We start from the raw sequence: 25,047 nt of genomic DNA, 5'->3' as shown, positions 1-25,047 counted from the left end.
CGGTTGCGCGGTTACTGGCAAAAGTGGAGAGGGTATTGGCAGTACTGGTGTTGGCGGTTGAGAAGTTACTCCAGAACCCGATGCCGCTTGGCAGTTTCACGAATATCGTCGAGCTCTCCGAGTTCACTTTCGAGTGCGTCAAGGGCCGACGACAGGGAGACATCAAGCTCGTATTCGTTGTAGTTTCCGCGTCCACTCGACGAGTCGACCAACCGTAAAATCCCGTGGAGGCTCAAATCCGACAAGTGGTCGTGTACCCGCCTGCGTTTCAGTGGTTCACTACCGTGATTTCGAAGAACTGCTTGATATCGCTCATAGATCAGTTTCGTTCGTTCAGGCGTTTCACCTTCTGCCGCTAGCTGGCAGACAGTCAGGAGCACATACTGCCCCTGCCGGGTCAACGAATGCATCCCTTCGACAACCTGTTGTCGCTGGATCTGATGCTTGGCCTCCCGAACGTGGTCTTCGGTGATTTCCGCCTCTCCACCCGCCATCGCGTCGTTCTCGGCGATATCGGCTGCTTTCCGGAGTAACCGTAACGCCTGCCGAGCAGATCCCGAGTCCTGTGCAGAGAATGCGGCGCACAGTGGGATTACATCTGATTCGAGGACATCGTCGTAGAGCGCGATATCGGCTCGCTGCTTGAGAATATTCTGCAGTTCAGTCGCGTCGTACGGAGGGAACAAGATTTCCTCTTCGCAAAGAGTGTCCTTGACTTTCGGAGAGAGGTTTTCTCGGAACTTGAAGTCGTTCGAGATGCCGACCACACCGATTTTCACATCGAGATCCAATTGCGAGCGTGCTCGTGGAAGCTCGTACAGAATATCGTCATCCGAGCCGATGTTATCGATCTCGTCCAGAACCACGAGAATAGTCCCACCGATCGACTCAAGGTCGTTGTAGAGTTCGTTGAAGATGCGTTTTTGTTGATACCCGGTTTCGCTCATCGGTTCGCGCGAAGACGAGACTGTGGTGAGAGGGTGAGAAGGAGAGCGAATCTCGTTCACGAGATTGACCGCTACCTGATAGGATGTGGTGCAGCCAGTACAGTTGAGTTCAATAACGTTGAGATCGACGTCGTCGTACTCTCCGGCGGATTCTTGCAGCTCCTCAAGAAGATCGTGCGTAGCAGCTGTCTTCCCGACGCCGGTAACGCCATAGAGAAAGACGTTGTTCGGTTGCCAGCCCTGAATGACGGGACGGAGAGCGGCCGCATATTCGTCGAGTTCTTCGTCCCGCTCCTCGAGTGTCTCTGGCTGGTAATCATCCCGGAGGACGTCTTTGTCTTGGATGATGAACGATTCTCGATTGAATCGGCCCATAGGCGGACTCAAGACGAAGAACCATCATAAAACCATGGGTTCCAGTATCACCACTAACCCACCACTCGAACCAATTATGCCAGTGTCGCATCCACTTATAAAACACACACACTCCACTATTGCCAGTAAACCTTTGCAACAACTGGAGGGGGTCAACGACCCCCTCTCTAATTAGCGGTACTTTTAATACATTGTATGTTAAACTGAACCCGTACTAGCGAAAACTCGACTAGCTATAGTAGGTTTAGATAACAGTAACTAGACTAGAGACGTGACATCTTCTGCCCTCCTGTCCATTCTCCCCTCGTTACTGGCAATGGTGGAGTGAGAGAGGTACTTAAACGACGGTGTTATTGGCAATACTGGCAACTCTGGTTACCCTTTCCCTGCTACCATCGTTGCCTACCCGATATTCCAGTCGAAATCTACCCTTCCCGACACCAATCGATCGATGACCGTGGACCTCTTTTCACATGTTTCGCTCGTTCCCACTTCCCGATGATGACCGTTTCTGAATCTACTCTCCGTGATCCCTATCGTTCATCGTGGTTCGAATTTCGACCGATACAGATCATCGATTAACCAACAAAGCGCATGTATTGACGGTATGTTGGTTAACTATTCATGGCCTATGCTCGATTCGCGGTCGGCACTCAGTACTAGTACCGTGATTTCGGCGTTTCGCGATTCCGCAAGGGTTCGTTTGATTGCCGCTCGATCTCACCCAATCGGAGACAGGATATTACTGCATTGGCGACGCAGCTTCCGAACCGACGGGTGAGTACTCCCGGTCCCGGCTCGTGCCTTCCGCATCAAGGAGGTTGTACTGGACCATCTTGGAGAGATACGTCCGCACTGTCCGTTTCGTCCGCGGATCGTCGACCTTCTCGGTATAGCGCTCGTGAATCTCGCTCGGCCCGACCGGGCCGTGCTCGCGAACGATGTCGTAGACGACGCGCTGGTGCGGCGTGAGCGAGTCGAGACTCTTCTGCTTGATCTGGGTCCGAGCATCCTCGGCGGCGTCCAGGAGAATATCGTCGGTGATGCGCTCGTGGTTCTCGCGATCGGCCTTGCCGGCGGCCGTTCGGAGGATACCGATTGCGAGACGGGCGTCGCCGGCGGCCGCGTCGGCGATCCGGTAGAGCTGGTCGTCGGTGATGACGTCCTCGTCGAGCCCCATTTCGCCCGCGAACTCAGAATGTCGTACAGCTGCTCGTCGTGGTACTTGTCCATCCGGACGTGCTCGCTGGAGCGCAGTCGGCTCACGAGGCGGTCGTCGACGCGGCTGAACAGCTCCTCTTCCTTGTTCGCGATGCAGATGATCGCGAATTGCGGGAGGCTGTGGAGGTCGTAGATGACGCTGGGGTCCTCCAGTTGGTCGACCTCGTCGAGGATGACGACGGTTCGCGGGCCGTCATGCTGCTGGAGGCGGTCGACGAGTTCGTCGTGGGGCGTCGACTGGCGGTGGATGTCGATGGTGGCGCCGAGATCGTCGAGGATCTGGTAGAGCGTCCGAAATCGGGTGTAGTTGCGCCAGCAGTTGACGTAGGTGGCCTCGACGTCGAGCACCTCCTCACGTAGGCGTTCGGTGACGAATTGCGAGATGCACGTCTTGCCGACGCCGCTGGGTCCGGTGACGATGGCTGTGTCGGCTGGTTCTCCGTTCGTGATGGGCTCGAGGACGCTGGAGAGGTGGTTGACTTCAGCGTCGCGATGCTCTACTTCTCGAGGGACGAATCCGGCCCGGAGGACGCGAGCATCGCGGATCATTTGGTTCTACTGGAGTGATTCACAACCAGCTATAAAAAGAATAACTGGGTCGTTTCCGGGAAGTGTTTCGGACATATCTGAGAACTGTATAAATTGACTCACGTCGGGTGGTTCCGTGCTGTTTCTTTAGCTAACTCCTCATTTCCGGAAACGCCATTCATTCTCAAAGGTGGTCGATCTTGGTGTTCATAATTCAAGTCCGAATCCGGGAAAGACGGTATATACGCTTTTGAACCTCTGCCACATTATCTGTTTTAAGATGGAGCCCGAGAGCGATTTCACAGATTTGGAACTCCCTAGGGTCATCGATACCTCTTCTGATGACCTAATGCAGGATTTCTATATCCCCCTTCTCTCACGAGCTAAGGTCTATCGACGCGGTGTCGGATACTTCACTACAAATTGGGTCCGGTCTGCAGCACGAGGAATAGCGGAACTTGCTGAAAATGGCGGTACAGCGCAGTGGATAATGAGTCCTATTTTGGAAGAAGATGACTGGGAGGCTCTTAAGAAGGGGAACCGTGCTAAAACGGATGAGGTCCTCCGAGAATCGCTAGATAGCACGATTTCTGATCTGCGGTATGATCTGGAGTATGAAACTCGCAATGCGATCGCGTGGATGATCGCCGATGGTCTACTCGAAATCAAGCTAGCTGTTCCTTCGAAGAAGCTGTCGGGGGACTTCCACGATAAATTTGGGGTATTCTATGACTGGAATGGGAATCGTGTTGCTTTCCATGGCTCCCAGAACGATAGCGAACAGGCTCTCCGGAATTACGAAGCATATACTATCGACTGTGATTGGATAAGCGACCGCGATAATGAGGGGGTGAATATGCAAGAAAAGCGGTTTGAGAACCTTTGGGAAGGCCGAGATGAGAATGTCGGGGTCCATACAATCCCAGAGGGGGTTAAGGAGGGAATCGCTGAACTCCGAGATAATAACAATCGACCTTATGAACCGCCAGAATCAGTTGCTACCACCGAATCTGAAATTGTTCTCCGAGATTATCAACGGGACGCTGTTGATTCCTGGTTCGAGAATGACAACAGGGGCCTATTCCAGATGGCAACTGGAACAGGCAAGACGTTCACAGCTCTAGCGGCACTTGATGAATACACAGATACCGTAGATGACCCACTTCTTTGTGTAATTGCTGTCCCTCAGAAACACCTCGCTCGGCAGTGGGCCCAGGAGATGGAAACGTTCGGGCTCGACCAACCAAAATTTGTCTATCACTCAGCTAATCCGGACTGGAAAAACGATCTCTCCCGAGCGGTTTCAAATTTAGAACTCGGAATCAAGAATTACGAATGCCTGATTACAACTCATCAAACATTCTCCGGAGAGCACTTTCGAGAGAAAGTGAGTCAGCTTTCTCGGGATACAATCCTCATCGGGGACGAAGTACACGGCCTGGGCTCCGAGGGTAGGCGAAAAGGCCTTCTTGATTCCTATGATGCGAGGATAGGGCTATCAGCGACTCCGGAGCGCTATTATGATGAAGAAGGTTCTAACCACCTGCTTGACTATTTTGACGGGGTCATATACGAATACCCGTTAGAAGACGCCATTCCGCAGTATCTGACTCCATATCGGTATCATCCCATTATTGTTGAAATGGATGAAGACGAGTTGGAGAACTATCGTCAAATGACTCAGTCTGTAGTCGCATCAAGATACTCTGAAGATGCGGATGAAGAGACAACAAATATTCTCCAATCACAACGCGCAGAAATCGTTAAAGAAGCGATCAACAAGTACGATGTCCTCCGGGATATCCTTCGAGGTTTAGATGATATCAAGCACCTTCTAGTCTATACTAACTCAGAACAGATAGACACAGTCGGGTCGATTCTGAATGAATTTGGGGTTATGCATCATCGGTTTACTCATGAGGAGGGTGATGACTTGCGTGAGGAGTTACTCACCCGGTTTGGGGAGGGTGAATACGAGGCCCTTGTGGCAATGCGATGTCTAGACGAAGGTGTTGACGTTCCCGCTACTAGGACAGCAATCCTGATGGCTAATACCGGGAACCCGATGCAATTTATCCAGCGCCGAGGCAGGGTTCTTCGTCAAGCCCCCGGTAAGGATCGTGCGGATATCTATGACTTACTCGTTGTTCCAACTCTTGAACCAGATGATGATATTGCGATGTCTGAACAATACATTCTCGAGAAGGAACTACGTCGCTTCGAGGAATTCGCTGAAACAGCCGAAAATGAATATGAAGCCCGCAACAAAATCGAAGACGTTCGTATCGCATATGGTATCTGAGAAGATACATTGATATGCGTTTGTAGATATGGTTGCAGTATCGCATGAATGACTCCGAGGTACATTCGTTAATCCTTGACCGTGTTGACGAGGTTGAGGATGACGATCTTCGGGCCTTCTTACGCGGGGTTTTGGAGCATGAACGGGACATTCTGAAAGAGCCGCGAGCCGAGTACGCTGAGCAGTATAAAGAGCTCGTGGACAACTTTGTCGGGAACGAATCACTGCAGGAATTCGACAATGAATAACGTTCAGATATTCGAACTCGAAATAGAGGATTACAGGCAATATGAAGGAAATCAAACGATCCCCTTAGAGACCACGTCAGAGAAGCACATCAACGTGATTGAGGGGCAGAATGGATCTGGCAAGTCAAACATTCTGAACGCGATTACGCTGTGTTTCTACGGGGAAGAAACCCATACTGATTCGAATGATGACGAGGGCCTCGAGTCGGACCCGCTTGTTAACAAGAAGCGGCTGAAGGAATTGGAACCTGGTGAATCGATTCAAGGGCACATCGAGATCAAGCTGGGTAAAGGCGAACCCGAGTACGCCTTCCGACGAACTTTCTCGACAGCTCGTCAAGAAGATGCTGCAGAAGGAGACCGCGAGGAACGACAATTTAACAGCTCTATAGGTGACCTTCGGTTACGCCAGCGGTTTGGGGGGAATGACTGGCGACCGAACCCGAACCCTGAAAATATTCTTCGCGAGATTCTCCCAACTCACGTCCATGAATATTTCCTGTTCGATGGTGAACAGCTGGATGAGTTCTTCCAAACTGGATACACCGACCATGTACGGGCAGCTGTGCTCGATGTATCTCATATTGAACTTCTGAATAGTGCTGTTAGTCATTTAGGGAAGGTACAGCGGGACTTTGAGAGTGAATCCTCCGAGCTCGGCGGTGATATACAAGAACTCCAAGAACGGAAGGAAGAAGCCTCACAAGAGCTGGAACGCCTGAAACAAAAGCGGGATGACTTAGAGGACGAGATTGACACCGCTGAGGGCAAAATAGATGACATCTATGATGAGCTTGCGGGTAGTGCAGACGATGACGTTCGGGAGATGCAGCAGCGGCGTGTCTATCTGGAAGAACGCCTGGATGAACAGGAAGAGGAGCTTGTAGAGGCGAAAGAGGCTGTAGGGGCATCACTCGCCCGAGCGGGCGGGATTGCATACAACGCTGATGCCCTCCGATATGCTGTTTCTGAATTGGAAGAGTACGAATCGTCACAAAATGGTGTCCCTGGGCTAACAGAGGAATTACTTCGAGGGATTCTTTCTCGGGATACGTGTGTTTGTGGGACTGACTTGGCCGAATGTGACTCTTCACGAGAACACATTGAGGACCTGTTGGAAGAGCAAACTAGTGAAAGTCAAGATGCAATTGAGGGGCGGCTCCGGATGGAGCGAGCACTCCGTGATGGCGAATCGCTTATTGAAGATCTCCTGGCTGACCTCAGCGAGCTAGAGGATACACGGACAGCTATCGACGAGAACGAGACAGAACTGGCAAACATCTCTGCTCAGCTTGAAGACGAAGATATCATCGATAATGAACGCGCTCAGGAACTAGAGCAACGCCGTCGGGATATCCAAGGTAGAATCAGTAAGATGGAACGTGAAGTTGGGGAACTGAACGGGAAAATTGAACAACAGGAAGATGTCGTTGATGAGCGTCGGGAGGAGTGGAAACAGGCAATGCGCGAGCAGGACGAACATGACCTCCTTGTGAGACAGAGTGAGTTCATCGACAGTGCCACTGGCAAACTCACTGAGATTAAAGGGGAGATTCTGGAGCAGGTTCGAACGGAAACTGAACAACGGCTCGAACGGTACTATAACGATCTAATTTGGAAAGATGAAGATTATGAGGTCGTCCTCACTGAAGAGTATGAGGTCCGTCTCTACGGTCCGGACGGTCGAAAGAATCTAGGTTCACTATCTGCTGGCGAACGACAAGTGCTTGCTCTCTCGTTCATGGCTGCACTTTCCAAAATCAGCGGATTCTCCGCCCCTGTTGTCATCGATACACCCTTGGGACGGATATCTAGCGAGCCGAAACAGCTTATCGCACAGAACGTACCTGACTACCTGAATGATACCCAGGTCACGTTCCTCATGACTGACGTCGAGTATAGTGAAGACGTCAGGGCGTACATTTCCAACGAGGTTGCGAATGAGTACCATCTTGAATTCCAAAACGGTGTAACACAGGTGACCGACCGATGAGTCAAGATACCGAAGACAGCTACGAGGAACGTGAACCCCGGCGTGACGTCCATATAGATAGCGAACGGCGAGAAATGTTTGAGGCGTTGCAGGAATCTGAGGATTCTCCCTTCTATCAGGCTGAGAATCACGATCTGTTCATGTTCGCCCTTGGATATGGGAGAGAGAACACAATGCCTGAAACGATAAAGAATGAAAAAGGCGCGTTTTTCGGGCGTGCGAGTCTCTCGGAACGCCAGCAGGCTGTTATCGAGGCTGTGGCAGTGAGTGAAGAGAGAGATGTTCGCGTTCTTCGTGACCAGCGGATGGTCTATGAGATTGCAGAAGAGTACGCTAATGCGGGAATCGAATTGCTACACGGTCGAGTATTTGGCCCGGCAGATGACGAACCACGGCGGGAACTGGCTCTCGAGGTCAAGAAACAGTATCAGCCAGAGGAGGACGATGAACCGTGAGTCGTCGTCGAATATTATTGCGAAGTCCACTAGTAGTACCCCGAGAAACAAGCGTAACAACGATGCAACCCCCACTCTGTCGGAGGGATCTGATTCATGGATGAGAATCTATCTGAGGTTGATGAGGAAGTTCGAGGTGTCATAGAAATTATAGCACAGCACATCAGTCATCAAAACAATTCTACCTCTCTTACGGACTTCGTGGACGAAGTCGGGGAGGCTCGTAATATTGATGACCTATATGATTACCTCCTTGACAACCCGAAAGCTGCGGTCAATCTAGTCGGTGATCTAGAGGAGTACTTCGATCACCCTGCTCCTGACTTGGAGAAACTGAAAGAAGGACAAGGCGAATTCCCCGCTGATACTGAGCCTTGGTGGAATGTCGTTGAGGCCGACGCAGCGAAAATCCATCCCAAAGACGGTGGCAGTGAAAACCAAGAGAATGCGATCGATCTCAGTAAGAATTCAGTAGATCTCATCGTCACTTCTCCCCCTTATTGGCAAAAGAGGGACTATGGGACCGAAGACCAGCTAGGACAGGAGCCTGATCCGGATACCTATATCGAGAACCTGATCGATGCACTAGAGCACTGGAAAGTGTTTCTTCGGCCTACTGGGTCTGTGTTCCTTAACATCGGCGACACATACCATAATAAAAGCCTTCAGGGAATCCCTGGTCGGTTTGCAAGAGCTGCTCAAGAAGCGGGATGGACTATCCGGAACGAAATTCAGTGGGCTAAGGATAATGGAATCCCGTCTTCAGCCCAAGACCGACTTGTTCCACGGCATGAGCCAATATTCCATCTAGTCCAAGACAAAGATAATTATTTCTACGACTTGCACGGCTACTCAGAGTTATACGGAAATGGATCGAACCCGGGAGACGTATGGCGCATCTCTCATGATCGGAATACTGGAGATCACCTTGCTCCTTTCCCACGCGACCTAGTGCGGAGGGCAATCACGCTTGCATGTCCCCCTTCAATCTGTTCCGAGTGTAATGAGCCTCGACGTCGGGATACGAAGCGAGGATTAACAGAGCTCAATACGGATCGTCCGCAGGCAGAGCGGGCATTGGAAATTTACCATAACCACGACGAATTGACAGAGGACCATATTCGAGCCATTCAGGCCGTCGGGATTTCTGACGTGGGGAAAGCAGAGGAATTCCAAGTTGGTGCAGGAGCAAATGATGAAGATGTTCAGCGTCGTGCTAAGAAGGCAAAAGACATTCTAGGTGGTTACTTCCGTGAGTTCACTTTCCCTGAGTGGACTACTGTCGGGTGGACCAGCTGTGAGTGTGAGAATCCTGATTGGACTAGGGGAACTGTCTTTGACCCATTTGCTGGCTCTGGAACCACCATCCAAGTGGCGAACAGTCTTGGATATAATGGGTTTGGGACAGACTTAGATACTTCCAACTTCCAACAGGACCAAGCACTGTCCACATACAAATGACGAGATACGTCCTGAAACCTGAGGTCGTACGAGATTGTCTCCACCGGTTAATCGATGCCCCTATCCACCGGATGTTTCCTGGATATCTTTGTCTCCAGCAACAATCCGGACTCGATAATCGGAAAACTGGACTCTCCTTTCCCTATAACGAATTTTTCGACGATTACCTCCGTGTCGGGGAGGATGATACAGACAAGCCCTATTTTGTGCCCTTCAATCAATCAACAAACCCGTCGTTGAGTTCTCTATGGTATAATAAGAACGTCGCCGGTACATATGCTCCTTCCTCCCTTCGGTCAACTGCACCACTTATGCAAATCGCCGAAGTTGAGGAGGGAGGCCATAATTCGAAATGGGGAATTGAAGATCGTCATTGGCAGCTTGCCCGACATCATCTTTGTGATGACAATCAAATCCCGGCAGAATCTCTGTCTGCGTATCTATTCCGTGACTATGGATTTGAGGTGGACGATCCTTCTGCCTATACTCTTGTTGAGACATTCATCGAGGAATTTGGCTACGAATTTGGTGGAGAAGCTTTCTCCCACTTGTACAGAACTAGTGATTCAGAAATAACGGAGGAGTCATTTGTCACCTATGACTGACCACACCCAAACACAGCTGGGAATTAGAAACACCCACCGTACACCGACTAAGATACGACGACTAACCCCTGCTCAGCTCGGCATTCCTTCTGGCGGGGATGAACGAGACGAAGAAACACGCTGGGAGTCTTTGCGGGAAAAAGCGTTTGAGGCCAAAGGTGAGTCAGATGTTGGGGTAGCAGTCCGAACTGAGGATGGCTCTGTCTGTGCTGGAACTCGACTAACGAAAGGGATGTCTCATGATGTACATCCTCTCGAACTTGCAGTCTGGAAAGGGTTTGACAGCACTAAGCAACCAATTGTAGGTGTTGCAGTCGCGGATGAAGAGATGTCATCACCTTGTGGGCGCTGTCTTCAGGTTCTGAAAGATTATTCGTCTGAAGACGAAGTGATCATCCACATTACTGACGGTGAGCAGGTCGAAGAGACCGCTCTCACTGATTTACTTCTCTAATGTCTCCCGATCTGGACCAGGAATCGGTGGTCATCACAGACGCTAATTATTACCGTGAAGGCTCATATAAATAGAAATGGTCGAAATCCCAAGCTCCCTTTGTTCTCTGTTTAGTACTCAGATCGAAGAAGAGGATGGAACGTACTTAGTAGAAATCCCTTCGAGTGAAGTGGATCATGAAGCGTTGTCAGCAAACGAAACGTATCGAGTGGCCATTCTAGAGTCCCAAGTCTCGACAGCGTCGTCGATGCAACCGGAGTCACAACAGCCTCCTTCTCACGAGATTAAGAACCAATCCCCCTCGAAACCTCCTGTTGATGAGGGCGAGGTGCGCGACGTGACAATCGAAACCGTCGGGGATCAGGGAGACGGTATTGCAAAAGTCGAACGGGGGTACGTCGTGATCGTTCCCGGCGCTCAACCCGGCGACGAGCCAACAGTCGAAATCGAACAAGTTCAGGAGAACGTCGCGTTTGCGAGGATCATCGATAGCGACCCACGAGCGCTCTAACCCGCTGTAATTCTGTGGCTCGGTCTTCTCCTCGGTAAATCATCGGTGTGTGAAAGCTCCATTCGAGTTGGTTTGATGGAGGTGGTTCTGAAAGGCAATTCACGCTTTCTCCACCCGTTCGCGATGGCACAACCTTCCAAGGCCGAACTTCAATCTATGACAAAGGAACCGACCGAGGTGCTTGACGACCTAGCCGACCAGGTCGCCGATGAGTTTTAGGCGTACAGACAGCCGGACTAGTTCAAAGATGTCTCCCTCGTCATTGAAAATAGCGACGCGGAGCATCCTACGTTGGTCGTTCACGTCGATAGAGAGGATGCGGATTCCCATACTGATCGTATTGATGAGTTCCTCCGCGAGCACGGTGCCCATACTGAACGGGAACGAAATCCAGCAACGGACATCCGCGTATTAGTGACGGTCGACTTGGTCGTGTTCATGGCGTTGCGGACGGTGTGGACCAGGTCGTAGCCGCGACCGTGCACGCCGAAGAAGGAGAGATCTCGGTGTGCGGCGCATGCCGCAGTTACTGGCCGAGTACGGATCTGACGGCCTCGTGGTGCGCGGAGCCGTCGACGATGAGCAAGCGTTCGAGGCGTCAATCACCGACCTCCTGCCGAACGAACTGTAGACCAGCGGTTATTCGTCGTCAGTCGGTTTTCAGATACTCGACTTCCATGTACTCTGTGACATCGAACGTGTCCAGCTCCGCTTTCACCGACTCTCTGGTTTCTCCGTCGATCAATGCGTCATCCAGCGGAAGTCCTTGGTCAAGCAGTGACGTGTAGGTGTCGAGCCAGTAGAAGACGTATATCGCGGCGCGGAGAATCGCCCACAACCACGCCTCCAGTTCGCTTGGTTCACGGTCGGGCTTCCCGCCGTGAGCCCACTGGTTCCGGAGTTCGTAACCGCTGCTGATGTAGTCGGCGACGGTGATCGGGTCGAACATGTCTACGGCGTTCCCGATGAGAAAACCGGCGTACCGTGGTACGTCTCTGCTCGGGGTTTCGCCAGCGGTGTGCTGAATGAACAGTGATTCTAGGCCGAGAATCGTGAACGTGACCGTGTTATCCGGGATGCTCCACGTGTTGATCGCCCTGCCGTAGTGGCTGATAGCGAGGTTTCCTGGACCACTGAAATTGTAGAAGGCTGCGTACGGCGTCTCGTACGGTTCCGAGGACAACTCGAAGTACGGTTCCAGCAGGTCCAAGGTGGCCTGTATCTGCGGACCGTTCTTCTCGGTGATTTCAACTCCGAACCCGGTGGGCTGGCCGGATGACATCTTCCGCCCCCACTTGTGCATGCTGTACGTTACAGGACTGATGTAGGTACGAAGGTCGCGCACCAACCCGCCGAGCGATAGGCTGATCGCCAACGTGTATAGGTTGATCGCCTGCATCGGCACCTTTGCCAGTAAGTCATTCTCTGTGAACTCAATGCGGAGGTAGGAGTCGTTGTACACACGGTGCCGGCCGCCGAACGTATCGGACATAAGTGGGAGGGAGTCCTCGCCCAGGACCACGCCGTCCTCGTAGTCGCGGACCTCGACCCCGTCCCGGATGCGCACCCGGTCGGTTTCGATGTCCAATCCTTCCAAGGGGGCGATCAGCTCAGCCTTCCCCTGGTCGTGGACGTCTGCGATGATGTTCTTGGTTATCCGGTCTTCTTGTTCCTGGTACGAATCTAGGTGCTGTCCGGCTCGGCCGAACGAGTCTTTGAACAGGTTAGTCAGGTAGTGCTGGTCGATGGAATAGTCGTACTCCTCGCTAAGATGGTCCGCAAAGTCGATGGCTTCATCAACGTCGTCTAACCACTCAACGTCTCGAACAACCGGGCCGAGGCTGGGGCGTTCGATCCGGACGTGCTTGGCTTCGCCGCCCGTTCCCTGTAGTTCGGAAACCTGCGTCCGCGGCAGGTCGACGTCGACGAGGATGTCCGCAGCCGCGTCGAGCAGGTCGTGCACCAGTTCCTCAAGCTGGTCGTCAGAATCCGCCACATCGGCGAAGTCAGAGATATCCATTCAGTCCCTCATCGCCGTTCCCGATCACACTGAACATGGCCTTCAAAGCTGTCTGGGCCTCTTCCTTCATCAAGTCGAATGGTGCGGTATTTTGGTTGATTGCGCGACCCTCCAGTGAATCATCGTCCACGCACAGACGGAAATGGGCAGTCGGGTTCCGGACCCTCCGCACCCGATGTAGGACCTGTTTCTGTTCCGGTGTTATGAGGTGGCGCGATGCGGCTTCGTCGATCGCTGCGGCAGCACCCTTCTCCTTGATCTCGTCATCTCCCGCCCCATATAGGATGCCGATCAGTTCCTGTTCGACCACTGAGAGAGCGCTGATCATACTGGTTTGGAACAGGCCGAAGAGGTAGGCCTGCTGTGCTTCTTCGTAGAGATTGGAGGATGAGAAGCCGCCGTGAAAGGCCCGGTACCCATCCGTGTTTGGGTGGTGTTTATCGATCCACTCCATCCGCTCAATCTGATGTTCTCGGTCCTTCTCGTGGAACTCGTCAATCCACTCCGTGAACTTGTCGTCTTCCCCGGTCATCCGTTGAATGATCGAACCTCGGACCTCCTGCCAGTTAAGTGATAGCGAAGAATACAATCATCTTCCTCTAAAACAGCGGTGCTGGTTGAGCAAACGGTTATTTATCAACCGCAGTGAAAACTGGGCATGGATAAACTCGAGTGGGCCGTCGACACCGTCGACGGAACAACCTTCGAGAAGATCGCCGGCGAGGTACTGCGGAACGAAGGTTACGACGTTCACGAAAGCGGTGTGATCGGAACCGACGGCGGCTGGGATGCTCGCATCGAGATCAACGGCCGAAAGGGAATCGGCCATGCCAGCGTCGACAACAACTGGAGAGGGAAGCTCCGCGACGACGCCGAAAGCGTGGAGGAACTCGAGGAGGAGCAGAGCGAGTCCTTCGACCTCTTGGTGTTCGTGACGAACCAGCGCGTCACCGGACAGCAGGAACTGGATATGGAGGCAGAGATCGAAGAAGAGTATGGATGGGATCTGAAAATCCTGCACCGGCGGCATATCATCGGGATCACCGGTCACGAACGACCGGACCTCGCGGAGCGGCACTTCGGATTCAACCCGAAGCGGAACGACGACCATCTGGACCAGATCATCGATCTACGGGACGAACGCCTTGACCTGATTTCCAACCGGGAAGGCGTGGCCAGCGACTTGGAGGAAGGCCCGACAGCGGTCGTCCACCTGATTCCGAACGGCGTTTTCAGCGGGAACTACGTCCAACAATCCGACGATCTCCCCGGACTTCCCCGGATGGGCAAGCTGAACGTCCATCCCGGCACCGAGACCGTGGGGAAGGGGAAGCTGAACGCGGGCGGACGGATGGGACAGCCGTACAAGTCCTACACGTACCTGCAGAAAGACGGGTTGTACGAGGCGGTGGATACGTGGGTGTTCCGTGAGGACGAGCAGGACGGCCTCCTGTTGAATAACGCCCGGGACACCGACAAGTCGCTGGACTGCAAGGCGGGCATCGCGGTGCAGGCCGGGATCCGCGCATTGAAGGAGATGGGTGTGACCGGAACCGTGTTCTGCTTTATCAGCCTGCTGGACGCCAAGGGCGCGACCATCGCGTACGAAACCCGGATATCGGGACCGGCGGTGCAGCAGCCGTTGCGGACGGACCGGTACACGACCGACCTGGCTGAAATCCCGCTGGCCGAGGCCGACGTCACCGACTCGCTACGCAACCCGCTCACGGAGATCTGGCAGGAACTCGGCTGGAACGTCAACCTCCATTACGACGAAGACGGGAACTGGATGGGACCGACAGTCCGGTTCGGGGATATTGGCCAGTTCCCTTCTGGGGGCTGAACGGCCGACTTAGAAATCACTGTGAACCGTAGGAGTTCGATGGGTGCCACTCCGATTGCCGAAACTTATGACTGGACTCGCTCAGTCTTCCTGTCGGTGATGCCGAGATCGAGGTCCTCGTACATCCGGTCGAGCATCGCAAGCCCAGACTGGAACTGAGCGTAGTTTTCGCGCATATACTCGATTGTCTCTGCTCTCGGGATCACCGGGTACCCCTCGACGTGTTCGATGTCGAGTGAGGGACGTGGCTCGAGGACGATCTGTAGCGGTCCGTCCAACTCGTCTCCGGGTTGTCGTTCGAATGCAGTGGAGAGGCCGAACGACTCGAAAAACGTCTCCCAGGCGTCGACGTCCTGCTCACGAACAGCGAGGAATAGTGGATAGTCGTCGGGCTCGCGACCGACCTGGTAGCCGCCCTGAGTCCACACGTAGACGGCGTCGATCCGCGTGAACGCGAACGGCCAGTCACCGAACTGCGGGATGACGTAGGCCTCCTCGATGGATGGTGGACTGACGCCGGCGCTGGCAGCGACGAGCTCGAGTGCTGCGTCGCGTACGCGCTCGTCGACGACAGTGAGGCCGTCGTCATAGGAAACGTAGCCTGCGTCTTCCAGCCGATTGACGGCCTGTCTCACCGTCTCGTACGGTGTGTGGAGGTGTTGGGCGACACGGCGGATGGAGTCACCACTCTCGATAGCGAGGATGACCTGCGCCGCGGTGTCGTCGAGAACCTCGTACATCTGGTAGTTACCAATAACTCAGTAACAGTTAAAAGTCTTACTAGAGGACGGGGTAGGACGGCTCTGTCTGAGTTCTATTACTCAGGACTCTCCTATTGAATGACTGAAGAATGTAGATCTCATAGCCAATCCGCATAATGTGGATAATGTAGATAATGCAAATTGGGCTTCTTCAATTGATTCGTGTGGGTGACAAAGATTGCGATGAATACGTATGAAATGCTGATAATCTAAATTATGTAGATTGCGTAGAGTCGACGGTGACTATGACAATTGAGATTGAGCCAACAATCTACATAATGTACAAAATGTAGATTGTGTGAATGTCGTACGCAATCTGTCTGACACAGAATTAAGGTGGATGAACTTCATTGACCGCGTATGACCAGTACGAAACTTACATTATCGACAAAACTCGCGCAACCTTCAACATCTACCCAATGTACATTACCTACAAAATGTACAAAATCCGCTGCTTACGGGGTGCTGAGCTATGAGTGCTGACGAGTTTGAAGGGCTCCCCGGAGCAGCTGTCTCGTTGCTCAAGGGAGGGGTAGGGAAATCCACGATCGCGCTCAACATCGCTGATCGACTCGCTGCTCGTGGCCATGAGACGGTACTATTGGATCTGGATAAGGACGGGCATATGACGACCCAGTTGGGATACGACGATGCGTACGACCGAGATGCGAACCTCGGTGACGCCCTTATCGATGGTGAGGACCCTGAAGACCTGCTTATCGAGACGGACTTCGGCGTTCACCTACTCCCGTCGAGTAACGAGCTCGAGAACGTCGAGACGAGGCTGAAGGACGAACGGTTCGCAGACGTGAAGCTTCGACGGAACGTTGTCGATCCGCTCATTCAAAACGGATACGACTACGTGATAATTGATGCCGCAGGCGGCCGTGGGAAACTCTCCGACAACGCCCTCATCGCCGTCCAGCGCGTCATAATCCCGCTAATCCCGCGTGCTGGCTCGATCAACGGCCTCAATAAGATGATTGAACGCCAGATCTCCCCAATCCGGCAGAATATCGGGTTGGATATCCTCGCAGTCACTCCGAATATGATTCGCGAAACAATGGGACAACGCAACGAGCATCGGACTCTCGTTGAAAATCTCAACCGGGAGTTCGGTTCATTCGTCCCCGAGTACGCTCGTGTGGACCCGGAGATCTTCGATGCCCTCGATGATTCGGAACGCACCATCGATAGTATTCCGAAGCCAGGGATTCGCGAACGGACCGCGATTTCTCGCGCGTTCAAGCAAGGAATGCCGGTCTCGGAGTTCGACGAAGATTGCGACCAGATCCCGAATTTCGATCACTTAGCGGACCTCGTGGAGGAACACAGCCATGCCTAATGAGGACGACCGTTTCGGGGACGTCGCTGAACAGCTCAAACAAACGGAGGAAGGAGCCGAATCGGATGACGACGAACGTACTGACGCCCAGGATGAACCGCAACCGGATGAAGAGATAACTACTGAGGACACAGAGTCGGAGACTGAGTCCATTCCTGAGCAGGATGAGGAGGATGTGGACGAATCCACCGGTGGACCGGCCTTCTCCTTTGATGAGACCGATATGCACGGCTTCTATGTCCGGGAGGACACGTGGGATGGCGTCACCCGGATGCGATCATCGGTAACTGCTGCGTGTTCTATGTTTGATGTTCCCGAGTTTGAGGGAAGAGAGTTTCAAGATGCGTGTCTCCGGGTAATTGCGGACCACGGTGATGAGGTTGCCCTCCAGATCCTCCGGGAGCGTGGTATCGAAGCCGATGAGGAACGTGTTCAGGAAGTTGTTGAGATGCTGAGCGAGCAAGCTACGAACGACTAACATTGGATTTGGCTGATTTTCCTCACCATTCAAATTTTGTGCGCATTGTACATTATGCAGATTGTGTAGCAAGCTATCTGCTTGCAGTCTTGCGATTATTCTCAGAACCGGGTCCGAACGGCGGTCGCGCAACAGTTGAGACTGGCAGTCTCAATGCATACGGTTCCGCTCGACTCTATTGGTATAGAATTGGGTAGATACTGGGCGGGATGAAACCGGTGGCGAACATCGCCCGTTTATCTGATCCAACTTATCCGTGAAGGTAGCTGCAACGACCTCTCGGCTCTATTCGATGGCGACGACGGCATCCACGGTAACTGCAGCATCGCCGAGCAGTTCACAGACGCCGATCGTCGTTCGGGCTGGATACGTCTCATCAAAGTACTGCTCATAGGCGTCATTCACACGCTCGTATGCATCCATCTCAGCGAGATACAGGGTGAGCTGCAGAACGTCACTCATTTCTTTCCCGTGCCGTTCAAGCTGGGTTTCGAGGTTTCCTAAACACAATTCGAGCTGACGCACAGGGGATGCATCGCTCGCGATCCGGTCTCCATCCTCCGGCAGTTGGCCTTCGATGAAGAGGAGGTCCGAATCTCCCGTTTTCTTGCCATAGCCGCCGATAAATTTTGTTCCGTCACGCTGCTTGCGGCTACTCTCACTGGCACGACTTAGCTGTGATTCGGTCACTGAGTTCGCCTCCATATTTTGATTTAGAGTATATTCAAGTATAATGTTTTCCGTCTGTTCTCGATTCTCGAGCACCACCGCACTGTGAGGCGCTTGAGTGAACAATACCTCGGCTATACCGCAACAATTAATTGAGAATCTACTCAAGTCGATATTGATGGCACAAACTACAGAACGACTTCGCCGCTATCTCGATGATGAACTCGGGGAGTGTCGCAACGAGGATGTTGAGCGCCGCCTCGACGAACTCAGCACCCTCGAAGCAGCACTCGGGACAGCGCAGGTGAACGCTGAACTCGATGTGCTCTCAGCACTCTCCAACGAGACACGATATACGCTCGTCCGTGTGCTCGTTGCCGCACAAGAGGAACTCTGCGTCTGTGAACTGAATGCGGTCGTCGACGTGACCGAGAGCGGGCTCAGCCACGCGCTCTCGAAACTTCTCGATGCAGGACTCGTTTCGGGCCGAAAAGATGGCCGGTGGAAGAAGTACCGTGCAACAAACCGGGCTGTCGCGCTTATCACTGTCCTCGAGGGGAGCGTGACCGATGAGTAACGTCGATGCTCACGACCATGGGCCGAACTGCGACTGTGAGAGCTGTGGCGACCCGCGGTCGATGGACTTCCTCGATAAGTACCTCACCGTCTGGATTCTCGGTGCGATGGCCGTCGGCGTGGGACTCGGATTCGTCGCCCCGTCGGTAACCCAGCCGATTCAGGACTTCCATCTCGTCGAAATCGGCCTCATCGCGATGATGTATCCGCCGCTGGCGAAGGCTGACTACTCCCAACTGCGGGCCGTGTTCAGCAACTGGCGTGTGCTCGGACTAAGCCTAATTCAAAACTGGTTGATCGGCCCGACGCTTATGTTCGGACTCGCTGTGATCTTCTTCAGTGGACTCGTGCCTGGCCTGCCTGCTCGTCCCGAGTTCTTCCTCGGCCTCGTGTTCATCGGAATGGCCCGCTGTATCGCGATGGTCCTCGTCTGGAACGAACTCGCAGAAGGCTCGACGGAGTACGTGACTGGGCTGGTCGCGTTCAACAGCCTCTTCCAGATCGTCACGTACGGTGTCTACGTCTGGTTCTTCGGGCTATTCCTCCCGCCACTGCTCGGGATGGAAACGCTCGTCGCGGGCATCGAGACGTTCAATGTGACGCCGATGCAGGTGTTCCAGGCGATCGTTATTTTCCTCGGCATCCCGTTCATCGGCGGGTTCCTCACGCGGTACATCGGCACGCGAGCCAAGAGCGAGGAGTGGTACGACGAGACGTTGGTCCCCAAGATCGACCCAGTCACGCTCGTTGCGCTCCTCTTTACGGTCATCGTGATGTTCGCCACGCAAGGCGAGAACATCGTCGCCTCGCCCGGTGACGTCCTCCTGATCGCCGTCCCGCTGACGATCTACTTCGTCGTGATGTTCCTCGTCAGCTTCGGGATGGGTAGGGGCATCGGCGCGGATTACTCGACGACGACGGCCATTGGGTTCACCGCCGCCTCGAACAACTTCGAACTCGCGATTGCGGTGGCGGTCGCGGTGTTCGGTGTCGGCTCCGGCGTCGCCTTCACCACCGTCGTCGGCCCGCTCATCGAGGTCCCGGTCCTATTAGCGTTGGTCAACGTGGCGCTGTACTTCCAGCGCAAGTTCGACTGGAGTGGTGCCACAACCGGACAGCTCAGCACCTCTTCCTCCCCACCGCCCGCTGAAGACGACTGATGGGGGAGCCACTGATGGTATCACACACAGACACCCTCGGTCCGCTTCGCCTCGGGTTCGTCTGCGTGCAGAACGCAGGCCGGAGCCAGATCGCCGCCGCGCTCGCCGAAACCCAAGTTCAGGTTCAGATGCGAAGTGACATCGAGATCGTTTCTGGTGGGACCGATCCCGCTGTCGCGATACATCCGACCGTCATAGAGGTGATGTCTGAGAAAGGCTACGACTTATCTGACCGGTCACCGACGAAGATCACCCGTGAGTCGCTCGAGGCGTGCGATTTTATCGTATTGATGGGCTGTGCACTGTCAATCGAGGACCTTCCACCCGGAGTCGTCGTTCGAGACTGGGGGTTTGTCGACCCAGTAGACTCCGATCGGGAGTCTGTCTGGGCGATCAGTACCGAAATCGAACAGCAGGTGATCGAACTTTTCGACGAGCTGCCGACACAGGCGGAGCGTCGCGCGAACTACGTAACACATGAATGAGAACACAGAATCCGAACCGCTGAGAATTGCCTTCGTCTGCGTGCAGAACGCAGGTCGCTCGCAGATGGCCTACGCGCTCGCACAGCGAGAAGTTGAACAGCGAGGACTCCAGGACGAAATCGAAATCATAACTGGTGGAACACGCCCTGCTGACCATGTCCACGACGAGGTGGTTCGGGCGATGCACGCAGTTGGCATCGATATCTCGGGACGGACACCTCGGGAGATCGCGTTCGAGGAAACACAGGGGAGCGATTACGTCATCACGATGGGTTGTTCGGCCGACGACGTCTGTCCCGCGGGATGGGCGGGCGAGAACCGTGACTGGAATCTCGACGACCCGGACGGGAAGTCGGCTGCTGAGGTCGGTCGCATCCGCGACGAAATCGAACGACGGGTAAACGACCTCTTCGATGAACTCGGATCGACGTAGCAACCCTCGTCACACCGATCGGTACCTGCGGTGTTGATCTCGTTGTTCTATCTTAGACGCAGATATGAGGCACTCTTGACCCTGTTTTGGCTCAACACTTGGTAATGTCCCAATCCCCAAAGTCTAACCGAACCGTGTTTCGTCGGATTGCACGGCAGTCACACGTTGATTATCCGGTGTATGATTCGACACCACTGTACGATAGAACCTCACTTGCAGGATTGGAATCGGATATTCGCGTTGTCTCGGCGACGTGGTTCAGACACGATAGCCACGTCTCAGTCGAGGAGTTCGTCTGTGAACTCCCGCTAGCCTACTTTCGGTTCAACACGCATGACTGCTATGGAGGGCTAACACGCTACGAGATGGACACGCTCTTTCGCGTGTTCGTCCTGAAGGAACTTCACGGATGGGACCACGAAACACCCCTGGTCGAGTATCTCGGTTCTCACCCAAAACTCAGTGAGGGAATCGGGTTGGACACGGTTCCTGATCAGTCGACGCTGTGGCGCAGCTGGAACCAACGCTTCACCACAGACCTTCGCGAAACCGTCGAGACCGCTGCTCGAACGATTCTGATTAAGGCTCAGAATGCGGGCGTCGATGTTCCCCATGAACCAGAGCGAAAGCTGCAACACCGCCTCGACGATTCTGACGAGCCGGAACCGGACGACCAGACTGTCTTGGACCAGGCGGAGAAGCTCACTGACCACGTCAGCCGCGTCGTCTTCCCAGCGTTCTCGTTGGACCGTGACGAGGGCTGTGAGATACACGAGAACGCATATTGGGACCTACAAACGTATCTGGGCCTCCGAGAAAACTTAGCCGCCAACGAGGGCGCTCGCAGCTTCACCTACGAATCGACTAGAGAGCGAACACCACTGGGCCACGCTCATCGTGAACACCTTCGAGACCTCTCCATCGAACAGATTCGGGAAATGTACCGACAGGCTATCGGCCGATTATTGGGCGAGGCGGCGGAGACGGAGGAGTTCTTTCGAGCTGGTATCGTCGCCATCGACATCACCGAAGCCGAGCCGTTCACAGGCGACCGCACAGGCCATGAAGACGAGATTCTCGGGACCAAAGAGCAGAGCGATGAGTACGCCTATCAGTGGGCGACGGTGCAGTTAGTCGGCAATGCGGTCCCGATTGTCCTGGACGCTCGTCCTGTACGTAGAGGCGAGAGTCGCTTGGAGATTGTCGAAGACCTGCTCGACTCGGCTGAAGAACTCGTCAACGTCGACAATGTGCTGATGGACCGGGAGTTCGACAGCCAACACGTCCTAGAGATGGTCAGCCAACGCGAGCTCACGTACGTCGTTCCGAAGCGGATGCAGACCAGCGAGAAGGCCCAGGCAAAGCGGTTACTCCAGCGCGATCAAGATCGGTACGAGACGGACCGTAAACTCCATCTCGGCAAGAATGAGTGGCACGAGACGACGCTGATCTATCGGCGAAAAGAGGACTCAGACCACGACGATCACCGTCAGTTTTCGGTGTTCATGACGAACCGAGGGAGCGGGCACCTCACGGAGTACGGCTACCGGTGGGAAATCGAGAGTGGGTACAGGTCGATTAAGCGATTCATGGCCGCGACGACATCGAAAAATTTCGGACTCCGCTTCTTCTACTTCGCGTTTGCGTGTCTCCTGTACTCGATTTGGCGAGCGGTTGATTTGCTCGTCCAGGTCGAGTTGACAGGTGAGTACGAGCATTCGCCGATCGTGACGGCTGATAACACATTGACGCTGCTGAAGAAGGAAACTGGGATCGGATAGCAGGGCCCTCACTCCTGGGTGAGCGCAGATTCCCGAGTGGCAACGCTATCGAGAATCTCAGGAAAACGACTATCTGGTTGTTAGTACGACAGGAAGAAGCGAACGAAGGGTGATCTGAAGCAACTTCTGTTCACTGATTCGGCTGAAAACACTCATCATAGGCCCGCTAAACCCGGTGTAGTCTCAACTTCCAACGCCCAGAATTTGATATAGCAGAATATACTTTATACTAGTATGGGTATCGACTACTCAACGGATAGGGACCTGGAAACCGTCGAAACCGACGCATTTCGGATCTAACCCTGATGGTCCTGATTATGCTCGTAATCACGCCCACTTTGAAGTACCCCGCCGCCGTCGGTGAAGCACGAATGCTGCAACCGCCTCAAGACGGCGCTTCCCCCGGGGTAGAGGCACCGAGACCGGGCCCGCAGGACGGTGGAGGGCCGGTGAATGCCTGACCCAGCGCTTTCGACGCCGCTCGACGACAGCTTCGAGCGCTACCTCCAAGACAAGGGGAAAGGCCGCGGCGGCGACGGTGGGAACTATCGACGTAACGCTGCCCGCGAGCTCGAACGGTTTGCCGAGTGGGCCGCCGGCGACCGCGGCGCCGACGACTGGACCGGGATCGTCCCCGACGACATCGACCGCGAGCCGACCTTCGACGATCTCGACGAACGCGTGTTCCGGGAGTACGCCCGGCATCTCGGTGGAGATCGGGGACTCAAGCAGAACACGGTACAAACCTATTACCGCTATATCTCTGCCTGGTGTGGGTGGTGTGTCAACGAAGGGTATCTCGAGGCGCATTACGCGCAGCGGGCGAGTGCGATGGCACCGTTACCGGAGGACGACGGCCGCAAGCCCGGAGACCAACAGGCCTGGACGTCCGAACAGCGCCACGCCCTCACTCGCCACGTCGACGAACGGGCCCGCGACGCCGTCGAGACGTACACGACACTCCCGGAGGGTACTGACCCCCTCGACAAGCAGCGAGCACGCTACGCGGCGCTGAAGGCGGCTCGTGACCGGGCGCTGGTGTTCGTCCTCGCGTACACCGCCGTCCGCGTCGGAGAACTCCTCCGCGATCCGAACGACCCGCGCCGGCGCGGCGTCCGTTGGGAGGACCTCTCCCTCGACGACGGGAGTATGGACGTCTACCGGAAGAAACAGCAATGGGACGCCGCGAGTCTCCCCGACCCGGTGATCTCGCCGCTACGGAGCTACCGCCAGCTGATGGACCCACCGACGGAGCGCTGGCCGGTGTTTCCCACGTTCGACCAGCGGACGCTCGCAGGGCTCGTCCAGGATGATCTCGCCGACCGAGGAGAACATACGGAGGCAATCGCCGAACGCCGTGGGGAGTACGCTCGCGACCTCCTCCTGGCGCTCGATGAGGATATTCGGCCGCCGTCGATCACGACGGACGGCGCACGGTCGATTCTCCAACGCCTCTCTGAGGCCGCAGAGATCGATATCGACCATCCGAAACACGACTATCTCGCCCCGCACGGTGGTCGGCGTGGGATGGGAGAAGTTCTCGTTCGAGCATTCGGATACACGGTTGCCGCCCGGTATCTCGACAATTCAGAGGAGATGGTGAGAGAGCGGTATTCACATATCGAGGCCGGAGAACTCGGTAATGTCGCTACTGAGGCGCTCGAGGAGATCGATAGTATACCGTAGTAACATATTTCGAGTGTGAGGGGTAGACCGTCGCGTTCACACCGCGTCGACGGTGAACAGCGAGTCGTCGCTGAGGACGACCTGTACCCGGCGGTGCCAGGCGTCAGCAAAGGCCTCCCGTTGCTGGTCGCTTGCCGATCCGTCGAGAATCCCCTGGAGGTTCCCGATCGCGGGTCCACCGCCAGGAACATCGCTGACGTGGTAGGCCACTTCGACGGTCTCGTCCGTCTCGGTTCGCCGGAACCGGAACGTCGGGTCCGCCGTGTCCGGGTCGAACGCGTCGAAGCGCAGGAGGTCGCGGCGGCCGCCATAGCCGCCGGCGAGCCCGCTGAATCCGTCATCGCCGGTCGCGCCAGTCACGTACGAGATGATGCGGCTCATCACGCCGTACGCGGCATCGTCCTGCGGGCCGGCCGTCTGGACCTCGATTTCGCTCCGGACTGGATAGTCGTCGGGATACAGGGCGTCGAGCCCGAGCTGGACGATCCGATAGGCACCCGAGGCTGTCGGACAGGAGTGTCCGGCTTCTTTCACCGCGTCCCGGTAGGTGACGACGAACGGCTCGCCCGGTTCGAGGACGCCGAGGGCCTCCGCGACGGGGTCGCGGATTTCGATCGGGTCGGCGTCGTAGTCGACCTGCCAATTGGTTCTCGTCTGGGTCGTGTCAGTCGCAGTCGAATTCGATGTCATGAGTTGTGGTTGTGATCGTG

General features: G+C 54.7%; 24 protein-coding genes and 1 pseudogene. 17 read left to right on the top strand and 8 right to left on the bottom strand.

Features of this window, described 5'->3' with window-relative positions; translation table 11 throughout:
- Nucleotides 1–65: 65 nt before the first annotated feature.
- The gene (locus tag E4S61_RS23800; protein ID WP_122106730.1) at nt 66–1,322 is read right to left on the bottom strand and encodes an orc1/cdc6 family replication initiation protein; all 1,257 of its coding nucleotides are present in this window, start codon (nt 1,320–1,322) and stop codon (nt 66–68) included.
- Between the two features lie 742 nt (nt 1,323–2,064).
- Nucleotides 2,065–3,092: pseudogene (locus tag E4S61_RS23795) on the bottom strand (Cdc6/Cdc18 family protein).
- A gap of 259 nt (nt 3,093–3,351) precedes the next feature.
- Here E4S61_RS23795 and E4S61_RS23790 point away from each other — a divergent pair.
- From E4S61_RS23790 to E4S61_RS23755, 8 genes are all read left to right on the top strand, one after another.
- A complete protein-coding gene (locus E4S61_RS23790; protein ID WP_135306294.1) occupies nt 3,352–5,373 on the top strand; it encodes a DEAD/DEAH box helicase family protein in 2,022 nt (673 codons plus the stop codon).
- A gap of 44 nt (nt 5,374–5,417) precedes the next feature.
- Nucleotides 5,418–5,621 (top strand): hypothetical protein, encoded by a 204-nt coding sequence (locus E4S61_RS23785; RefSeq protein ID WP_121513345.1) that lies wholly within the window; start codon nt 5,418–5,420, stop codon nt 5,619–5,621.
- Nucleotides 5,614–7,614 (top strand): AAA family ATPase, encoded by a 2,001-nt coding sequence (locus tag E4S61_RS23780; RefSeq protein ID WP_135306293.1) that lies wholly within the window; start codon nt 5,614–5,616, stop codon nt 7,612–7,614. Before E4S61_RS23785 ends, E4S61_RS23780 begins: the two co-directional genes overlap by 8 nt.
- Complete coding sequence (locus E4S61_RS23775; RefSeq protein WP_135306292.1) at nt 7,611–8,069, top strand: hypothetical protein; 459 nt, start codon at nt 7,611–7,613, stop codon at nt 8,067–8,069. The genes E4S61_RS23780 and E4S61_RS23775 overlap by 4 nt, the downstream gene beginning before the upstream one ends.
- Before the next feature lie 96 nt (nt 8,070–8,165).
- Nucleotides 8,166–9,530 carry a DNA-methyltransferase gene (locus E4S61_RS23770; protein ID WP_135306291.1) on the top strand — a complete coding sequence of 455 codons (1,365 nt, stop codon included), beginning with the start codon at nt 8,166–8,168 and terminating at the stop codon, nt 9,528–9,530.
- Entirely contained in the window at nt 9,527–10,135 is a 609-nt protein-coding gene (locus E4S61_RS23765) for a hypothetical protein (RefSeq protein ID WP_135306290.1), read from the top strand. The genes E4S61_RS23770 and E4S61_RS23765 overlap by 4 nt, the downstream gene beginning before the upstream one ends.
- Nucleotides 10,128–10,589 (top strand): hypothetical protein, encoded by a 462-nt coding sequence (locus E4S61_RS23760; RefSeq protein WP_135306289.1) that lies wholly within the window; start codon nt 10,128–10,130, stop codon nt 10,587–10,589. The genes E4S61_RS23765 and E4S61_RS23760 overlap by 8 nt, the downstream gene beginning before the upstream one ends.
- A 76-nt stretch (nt 10,590–10,665) precedes the next feature.
- Nucleotides 10,666–11,100, top strand: coding sequence for a TRAM domain-containing protein (locus E4S61_RS23755; RefSeq protein WP_135306288.1), 435 nt, complete (start codon nt 10,666–10,668; stop codon nt 11,098–11,100).
- A gap of 189 nt (nt 11,101–11,289) precedes the next feature.
- On the opposite strand, the gene E4S61_RS26025 is transcribed toward E4S61_RS23755, so the two are convergent.
- From E4S61_RS26025 to E4S61_RS23740, 3 genes are all read right to left on the bottom strand, one after another.
- Nucleotides 11,290–11,472, bottom strand: coding sequence for a hypothetical protein (locus tag E4S61_RS26025; protein WP_209309596.1), 183 nt, complete (start codon nt 11,470–11,472; stop codon nt 11,290–11,292).
- Nucleotides 11,473–11,749: 277 nt separating this feature from the next.
- A complete protein-coding gene (locus E4S61_RS23745; protein WP_135306287.1) occupies nt 11,750–13,120 on the bottom strand; it encodes a hypothetical protein in 1,371 nt (456 codons plus the stop codon).
- Nucleotides 13,107–13,652 (bottom strand): hypothetical protein, encoded by a 546-nt coding sequence (locus E4S61_RS23740; protein WP_135306286.1) that lies wholly within the window; start codon nt 13,650–13,652, stop codon nt 13,107–13,109. The genes E4S61_RS23745 and E4S61_RS23740 overlap by 14 nt, the downstream gene beginning before the upstream one ends.
- A 126-nt stretch (nt 13,653–13,778) precedes the next feature.
- Between E4S61_RS23740 and E4S61_RS23735 the strand changes: the two genes are divergently transcribed.
- Nucleotides 13,779–14,963, top strand: a complete 1,185-nt coding sequence (locus E4S61_RS23735; RefSeq protein ID WP_135306285.1) for a restriction endonuclease — start codon at nt 13,779–13,781, stop codon at nt 14,961–14,963.
- A gap of 65 nt (nt 14,964–15,028) precedes the next feature.
- On the opposite strand, the gene E4S61_RS23730 is transcribed toward E4S61_RS23735, so the two are convergent.
- On the bottom strand, nt 15,029–15,703 hold the full coding sequence (locus E4S61_RS23730) for a helix-turn-helix domain-containing protein (protein ID WP_135306284.1): 675 nt from the start codon (nt 15,701–15,703) through the stop codon (nt 15,029–15,031).
- A gap of 493 nt (nt 15,704–16,196) precedes the next feature.
- Between E4S61_RS23730 and E4S61_RS23725 the strand changes: the two genes are divergently transcribed.
- Entirely contained in the window at nt 16,197–17,069 is an 873-nt protein-coding gene (locus E4S61_RS23725; RefSeq protein ID WP_128904668.1) for a ParA family protein, read from the top strand.
- On the top strand, nt 17,062–17,547 hold the full coding sequence (locus E4S61_RS23720) for a hypothetical protein (protein WP_121513335.1): 486 nt from the start codon (nt 17,062–17,064) through the stop codon (nt 17,545–17,547). Before E4S61_RS23725 ends, E4S61_RS23720 begins: the two co-directional genes overlap by 8 nt.
- 285 nt (nt 17,548–17,832) lie before the next feature.
- Here E4S61_RS23720 and E4S61_RS23715 read toward each other — a convergent pair whose 3' ends face one another.
- Nucleotides 17,833–18,252, bottom strand: coding sequence for a RidA family protein (locus E4S61_RS23715; protein WP_135306283.1), 420 nt, complete (start codon nt 18,250–18,252; stop codon nt 17,833–17,835).
- Nucleotides 18,253–18,394: 142 nt separating this feature from the next.
- Between E4S61_RS23715 and E4S61_RS23710 the strand changes: the two genes are divergently transcribed.
- From E4S61_RS23710 to E4S61_RS23685, 6 genes are all read left to right on the top strand, one after another.
- Nucleotides 18,395–18,793, top strand: a complete 399-nt coding sequence (locus tag E4S61_RS23710) for an ArsR/SmtB family transcription factor (protein ID WP_135306282.1) — start codon at nt 18,395–18,397, stop codon at nt 18,791–18,793.
- On the top strand, nt 18,786–19,952 hold the full coding sequence (gene arsB, locus E4S61_RS23705) for an ACR3 family arsenite efflux transporter (RefSeq protein WP_135306281.1): 1,167 nt from the start codon (nt 18,786–18,788) through the stop codon (nt 19,950–19,952). The genes E4S61_RS23710 and arsB overlap by 8 nt, the downstream gene beginning before the upstream one ends.
- A gap of 14 nt (nt 19,953–19,966) precedes the next feature.
- Nucleotides 19,967–20,437, top strand: a complete 471-nt coding sequence (locus E4S61_RS23700) for an arsenate-mycothiol transferase ArsC (RefSeq protein ID WP_167768626.1) — start codon at nt 19,967–19,969, stop codon at nt 20,435–20,437.
- Complete coding sequence (locus E4S61_RS23695) at nt 20,430–20,870, top strand: arsenate-mycothiol transferase ArsC (protein ID WP_135306279.1); 441 nt, start codon at nt 20,430–20,432, stop codon at nt 20,868–20,870. Before E4S61_RS23700 ends, E4S61_RS23695 begins: the two co-directional genes overlap by 8 nt.
- Nucleotides 20,871–20,974: 104 nt before the next feature.
- The gene (locus tag E4S61_RS23690) at nt 20,975–22,651 is read left to right on the top strand and encodes a transposase (protein WP_135306278.1); all 1,677 of its coding nucleotides are present in this window, start codon (nt 20,975–20,977) and stop codon (nt 22,649–22,651) included.
- A 453-nt stretch (nt 22,652–23,104) separates the two neighbouring features.
- Nucleotides 23,105–24,337 (top strand): tyrosine-type recombinase/integrase, encoded by a 1,233-nt coding sequence (locus E4S61_RS23685; RefSeq protein ID WP_135306277.1) that lies wholly within the window; start codon nt 23,105–23,107, stop codon nt 24,335–24,337.
- Between the two features lie 36 nt (nt 24,338–24,373).
- On the opposite strand, the gene E4S61_RS23680 is transcribed toward E4S61_RS23685, so the two are convergent.
- Nucleotides 24,374–25,027 (bottom strand): hypothetical protein, encoded by a 654-nt coding sequence (locus tag E4S61_RS23680; RefSeq protein WP_135306276.1) that lies wholly within the window; start codon nt 25,025–25,027, stop codon nt 24,374–24,376.
- Nucleotides 25,028–25,047 lie beyond the last annotated feature (20 nt).

It is taken from the genome of Haloarcula amylovorans (assembly GCF_004681185.1).
Taxonomy (GTDB): domain Archaea; phylum Halobacteriota; class Halobacteria; order Halobacteriales; family Haloarculaceae; genus Haloarcula; species Haloarcula amylovorans.
This window is presented reverse-complemented; position numbering and strand designations above follow the sequence as displayed.

Excerpts from the sequence above, each read along its gene's own strand:
- E4S61_RS23700 (WP_167768626.1), top strand. The coding sequence starts at position 19,967 with ATGGTATCACACACAGACACCCTCGGTCCGCTTCGCCTCGGGTTCGTC.
- E4S61_RS23745 (WP_135306287.1), bottom strand. The coding sequence starts at position 13,120 with ATGGATATCTCTGACTTCGCCGATGTGGCGGATTCTGACGACCAGCTT.
- E4S61_RS23720 (WP_121513335.1), top strand. The coding sequence starts at position 17,062 with ATGCCTAATGAGGACGACCGTTTCGGGGACGTCGCTGAACAGCTCAAA.
- E4S61_RS23780 (WP_135306293.1), top strand. The coding sequence starts at position 5,614 with ATGAATAACGTTCAGATATTCGAACTCGAAATAGAGGATTACAGGCAA.
- E4S61_RS23765 (WP_135306290.1), top strand. The coding sequence starts at position 9,527 with ATGACGAGATACGTCCTGAAACCTGAGGTCGTACGAGATTGTCTCCAC.
- E4S61_RS23710 (WP_135306282.1), top strand. The coding sequence starts at position 18,395 with ATGGCACAAACTACAGAACGACTTCGCCGCTATCTCGATGATGAACTC.
- arsB (WP_135306281.1), top strand. The coding sequence starts at position 18,786 with ATGAGTAACGTCGATGCTCACGACCATGGGCCGAACTGCGACTGTGAG.
- E4S61_RS23735 (WP_135306285.1), top strand. The coding sequence starts at position 13,779 with ATGGATAAACTCGAGTGGGCCGTCGACACCGTCGACGGAACAACCTTC.
- E4S61_RS23685 (WP_135306277.1), top strand. The coding sequence starts at position 23,105 with ATGCCTGACCCAGCGCTTTCGACGCCGCTCGACGACAGCTTCGAGCGC.
- E4S61_RS23790 (WP_135306294.1), top strand. The coding sequence starts at position 3,352 with ATGGAGCCCGAGAGCGATTTCACAGATTTGGAACTCCCTAGGGTCATC.
- E4S61_RS23725 (WP_128904668.1), top strand. The coding sequence starts at position 16,197 with ATGAGTGCTGACGAGTTTGAAGGGCTCCCCGGAGCAGCTGTCTCGTTG.
- E4S61_RS23770 (WP_135306291.1), top strand. The coding sequence starts at position 8,166 with ATGGATGAGAATCTATCTGAGGTTGATGAGGAAGTTCGAGGTGTCATA.
- E4S61_RS23730 (WP_135306284.1), bottom strand. The coding sequence starts at position 15,703 with ATGTACGAGGTTCTCGACGACACCGCGGCGCAGGTCATCCTCGCTATC.
- E4S61_RS23715 (WP_135306283.1), bottom strand. The coding sequence starts at position 18,252 with ATGGAGGCGAACTCAGTGACCGAATCACAGCTAAGTCGTGCCAGTGAG.
- E4S61_RS23785 (WP_121513345.1), top strand. The coding sequence starts at position 5,418 with ATGAATGACTCCGAGGTACATTCGTTAATCCTTGACCGTGTTGACGAG.
- E4S61_RS23775 (WP_135306292.1), top strand. The coding sequence starts at position 7,611 with ATGAGTCAAGATACCGAAGACAGCTACGAGGAACGTGAACCCCGGCGT.
- E4S61_RS23800 (WP_122106730.1), bottom strand. The coding sequence starts at position 1,322 with ATGGGCCGATTCAATCGAGAATCGTTCATCATCCAAGACAAAGACGTC.
- E4S61_RS26025 (WP_209309596.1), bottom strand. The coding sequence starts at position 11,472 with ATGGGCACCGTGCTCGCGGAGGAACTCATCAATACGATCAGTATGGGA.
- E4S61_RS23690 (WP_135306278.1), top strand. The coding sequence starts at position 20,975 with ATGTCCCAATCCCCAAAGTCTAACCGAACCGTGTTTCGTCGGATTGCA.
- E4S61_RS23760 (WP_135306289.1), top strand. The coding sequence starts at position 10,128 with ATGACTGACCACACCCAAACACAGCTGGGAATTAGAAACACCCACCGT.
- E4S61_RS23740 (WP_135306286.1), bottom strand. The coding sequence starts at position 13,652 with ATGACCGGGGAAGACGACAAGTTCACGGAGTGGATTGACGAGTTCCAC.
- E4S61_RS23680 (WP_135306276.1), bottom strand. The coding sequence starts at position 25,027 with ATGACATCGAATTCGACTGCGACTGACACGACCCAGACGAGAACCAAT.
- E4S61_RS23695 (WP_135306279.1), top strand. The coding sequence starts at position 20,430 with ATGAATGAGAACACAGAATCCGAACCGCTGAGAATTGCCTTCGTCTGC.
- E4S61_RS23755 (WP_135306288.1), top strand. The coding sequence starts at position 10,666 with ATGGTCGAAATCCCAAGCTCCCTTTGTTCTCTGTTTAGTACTCAGATC.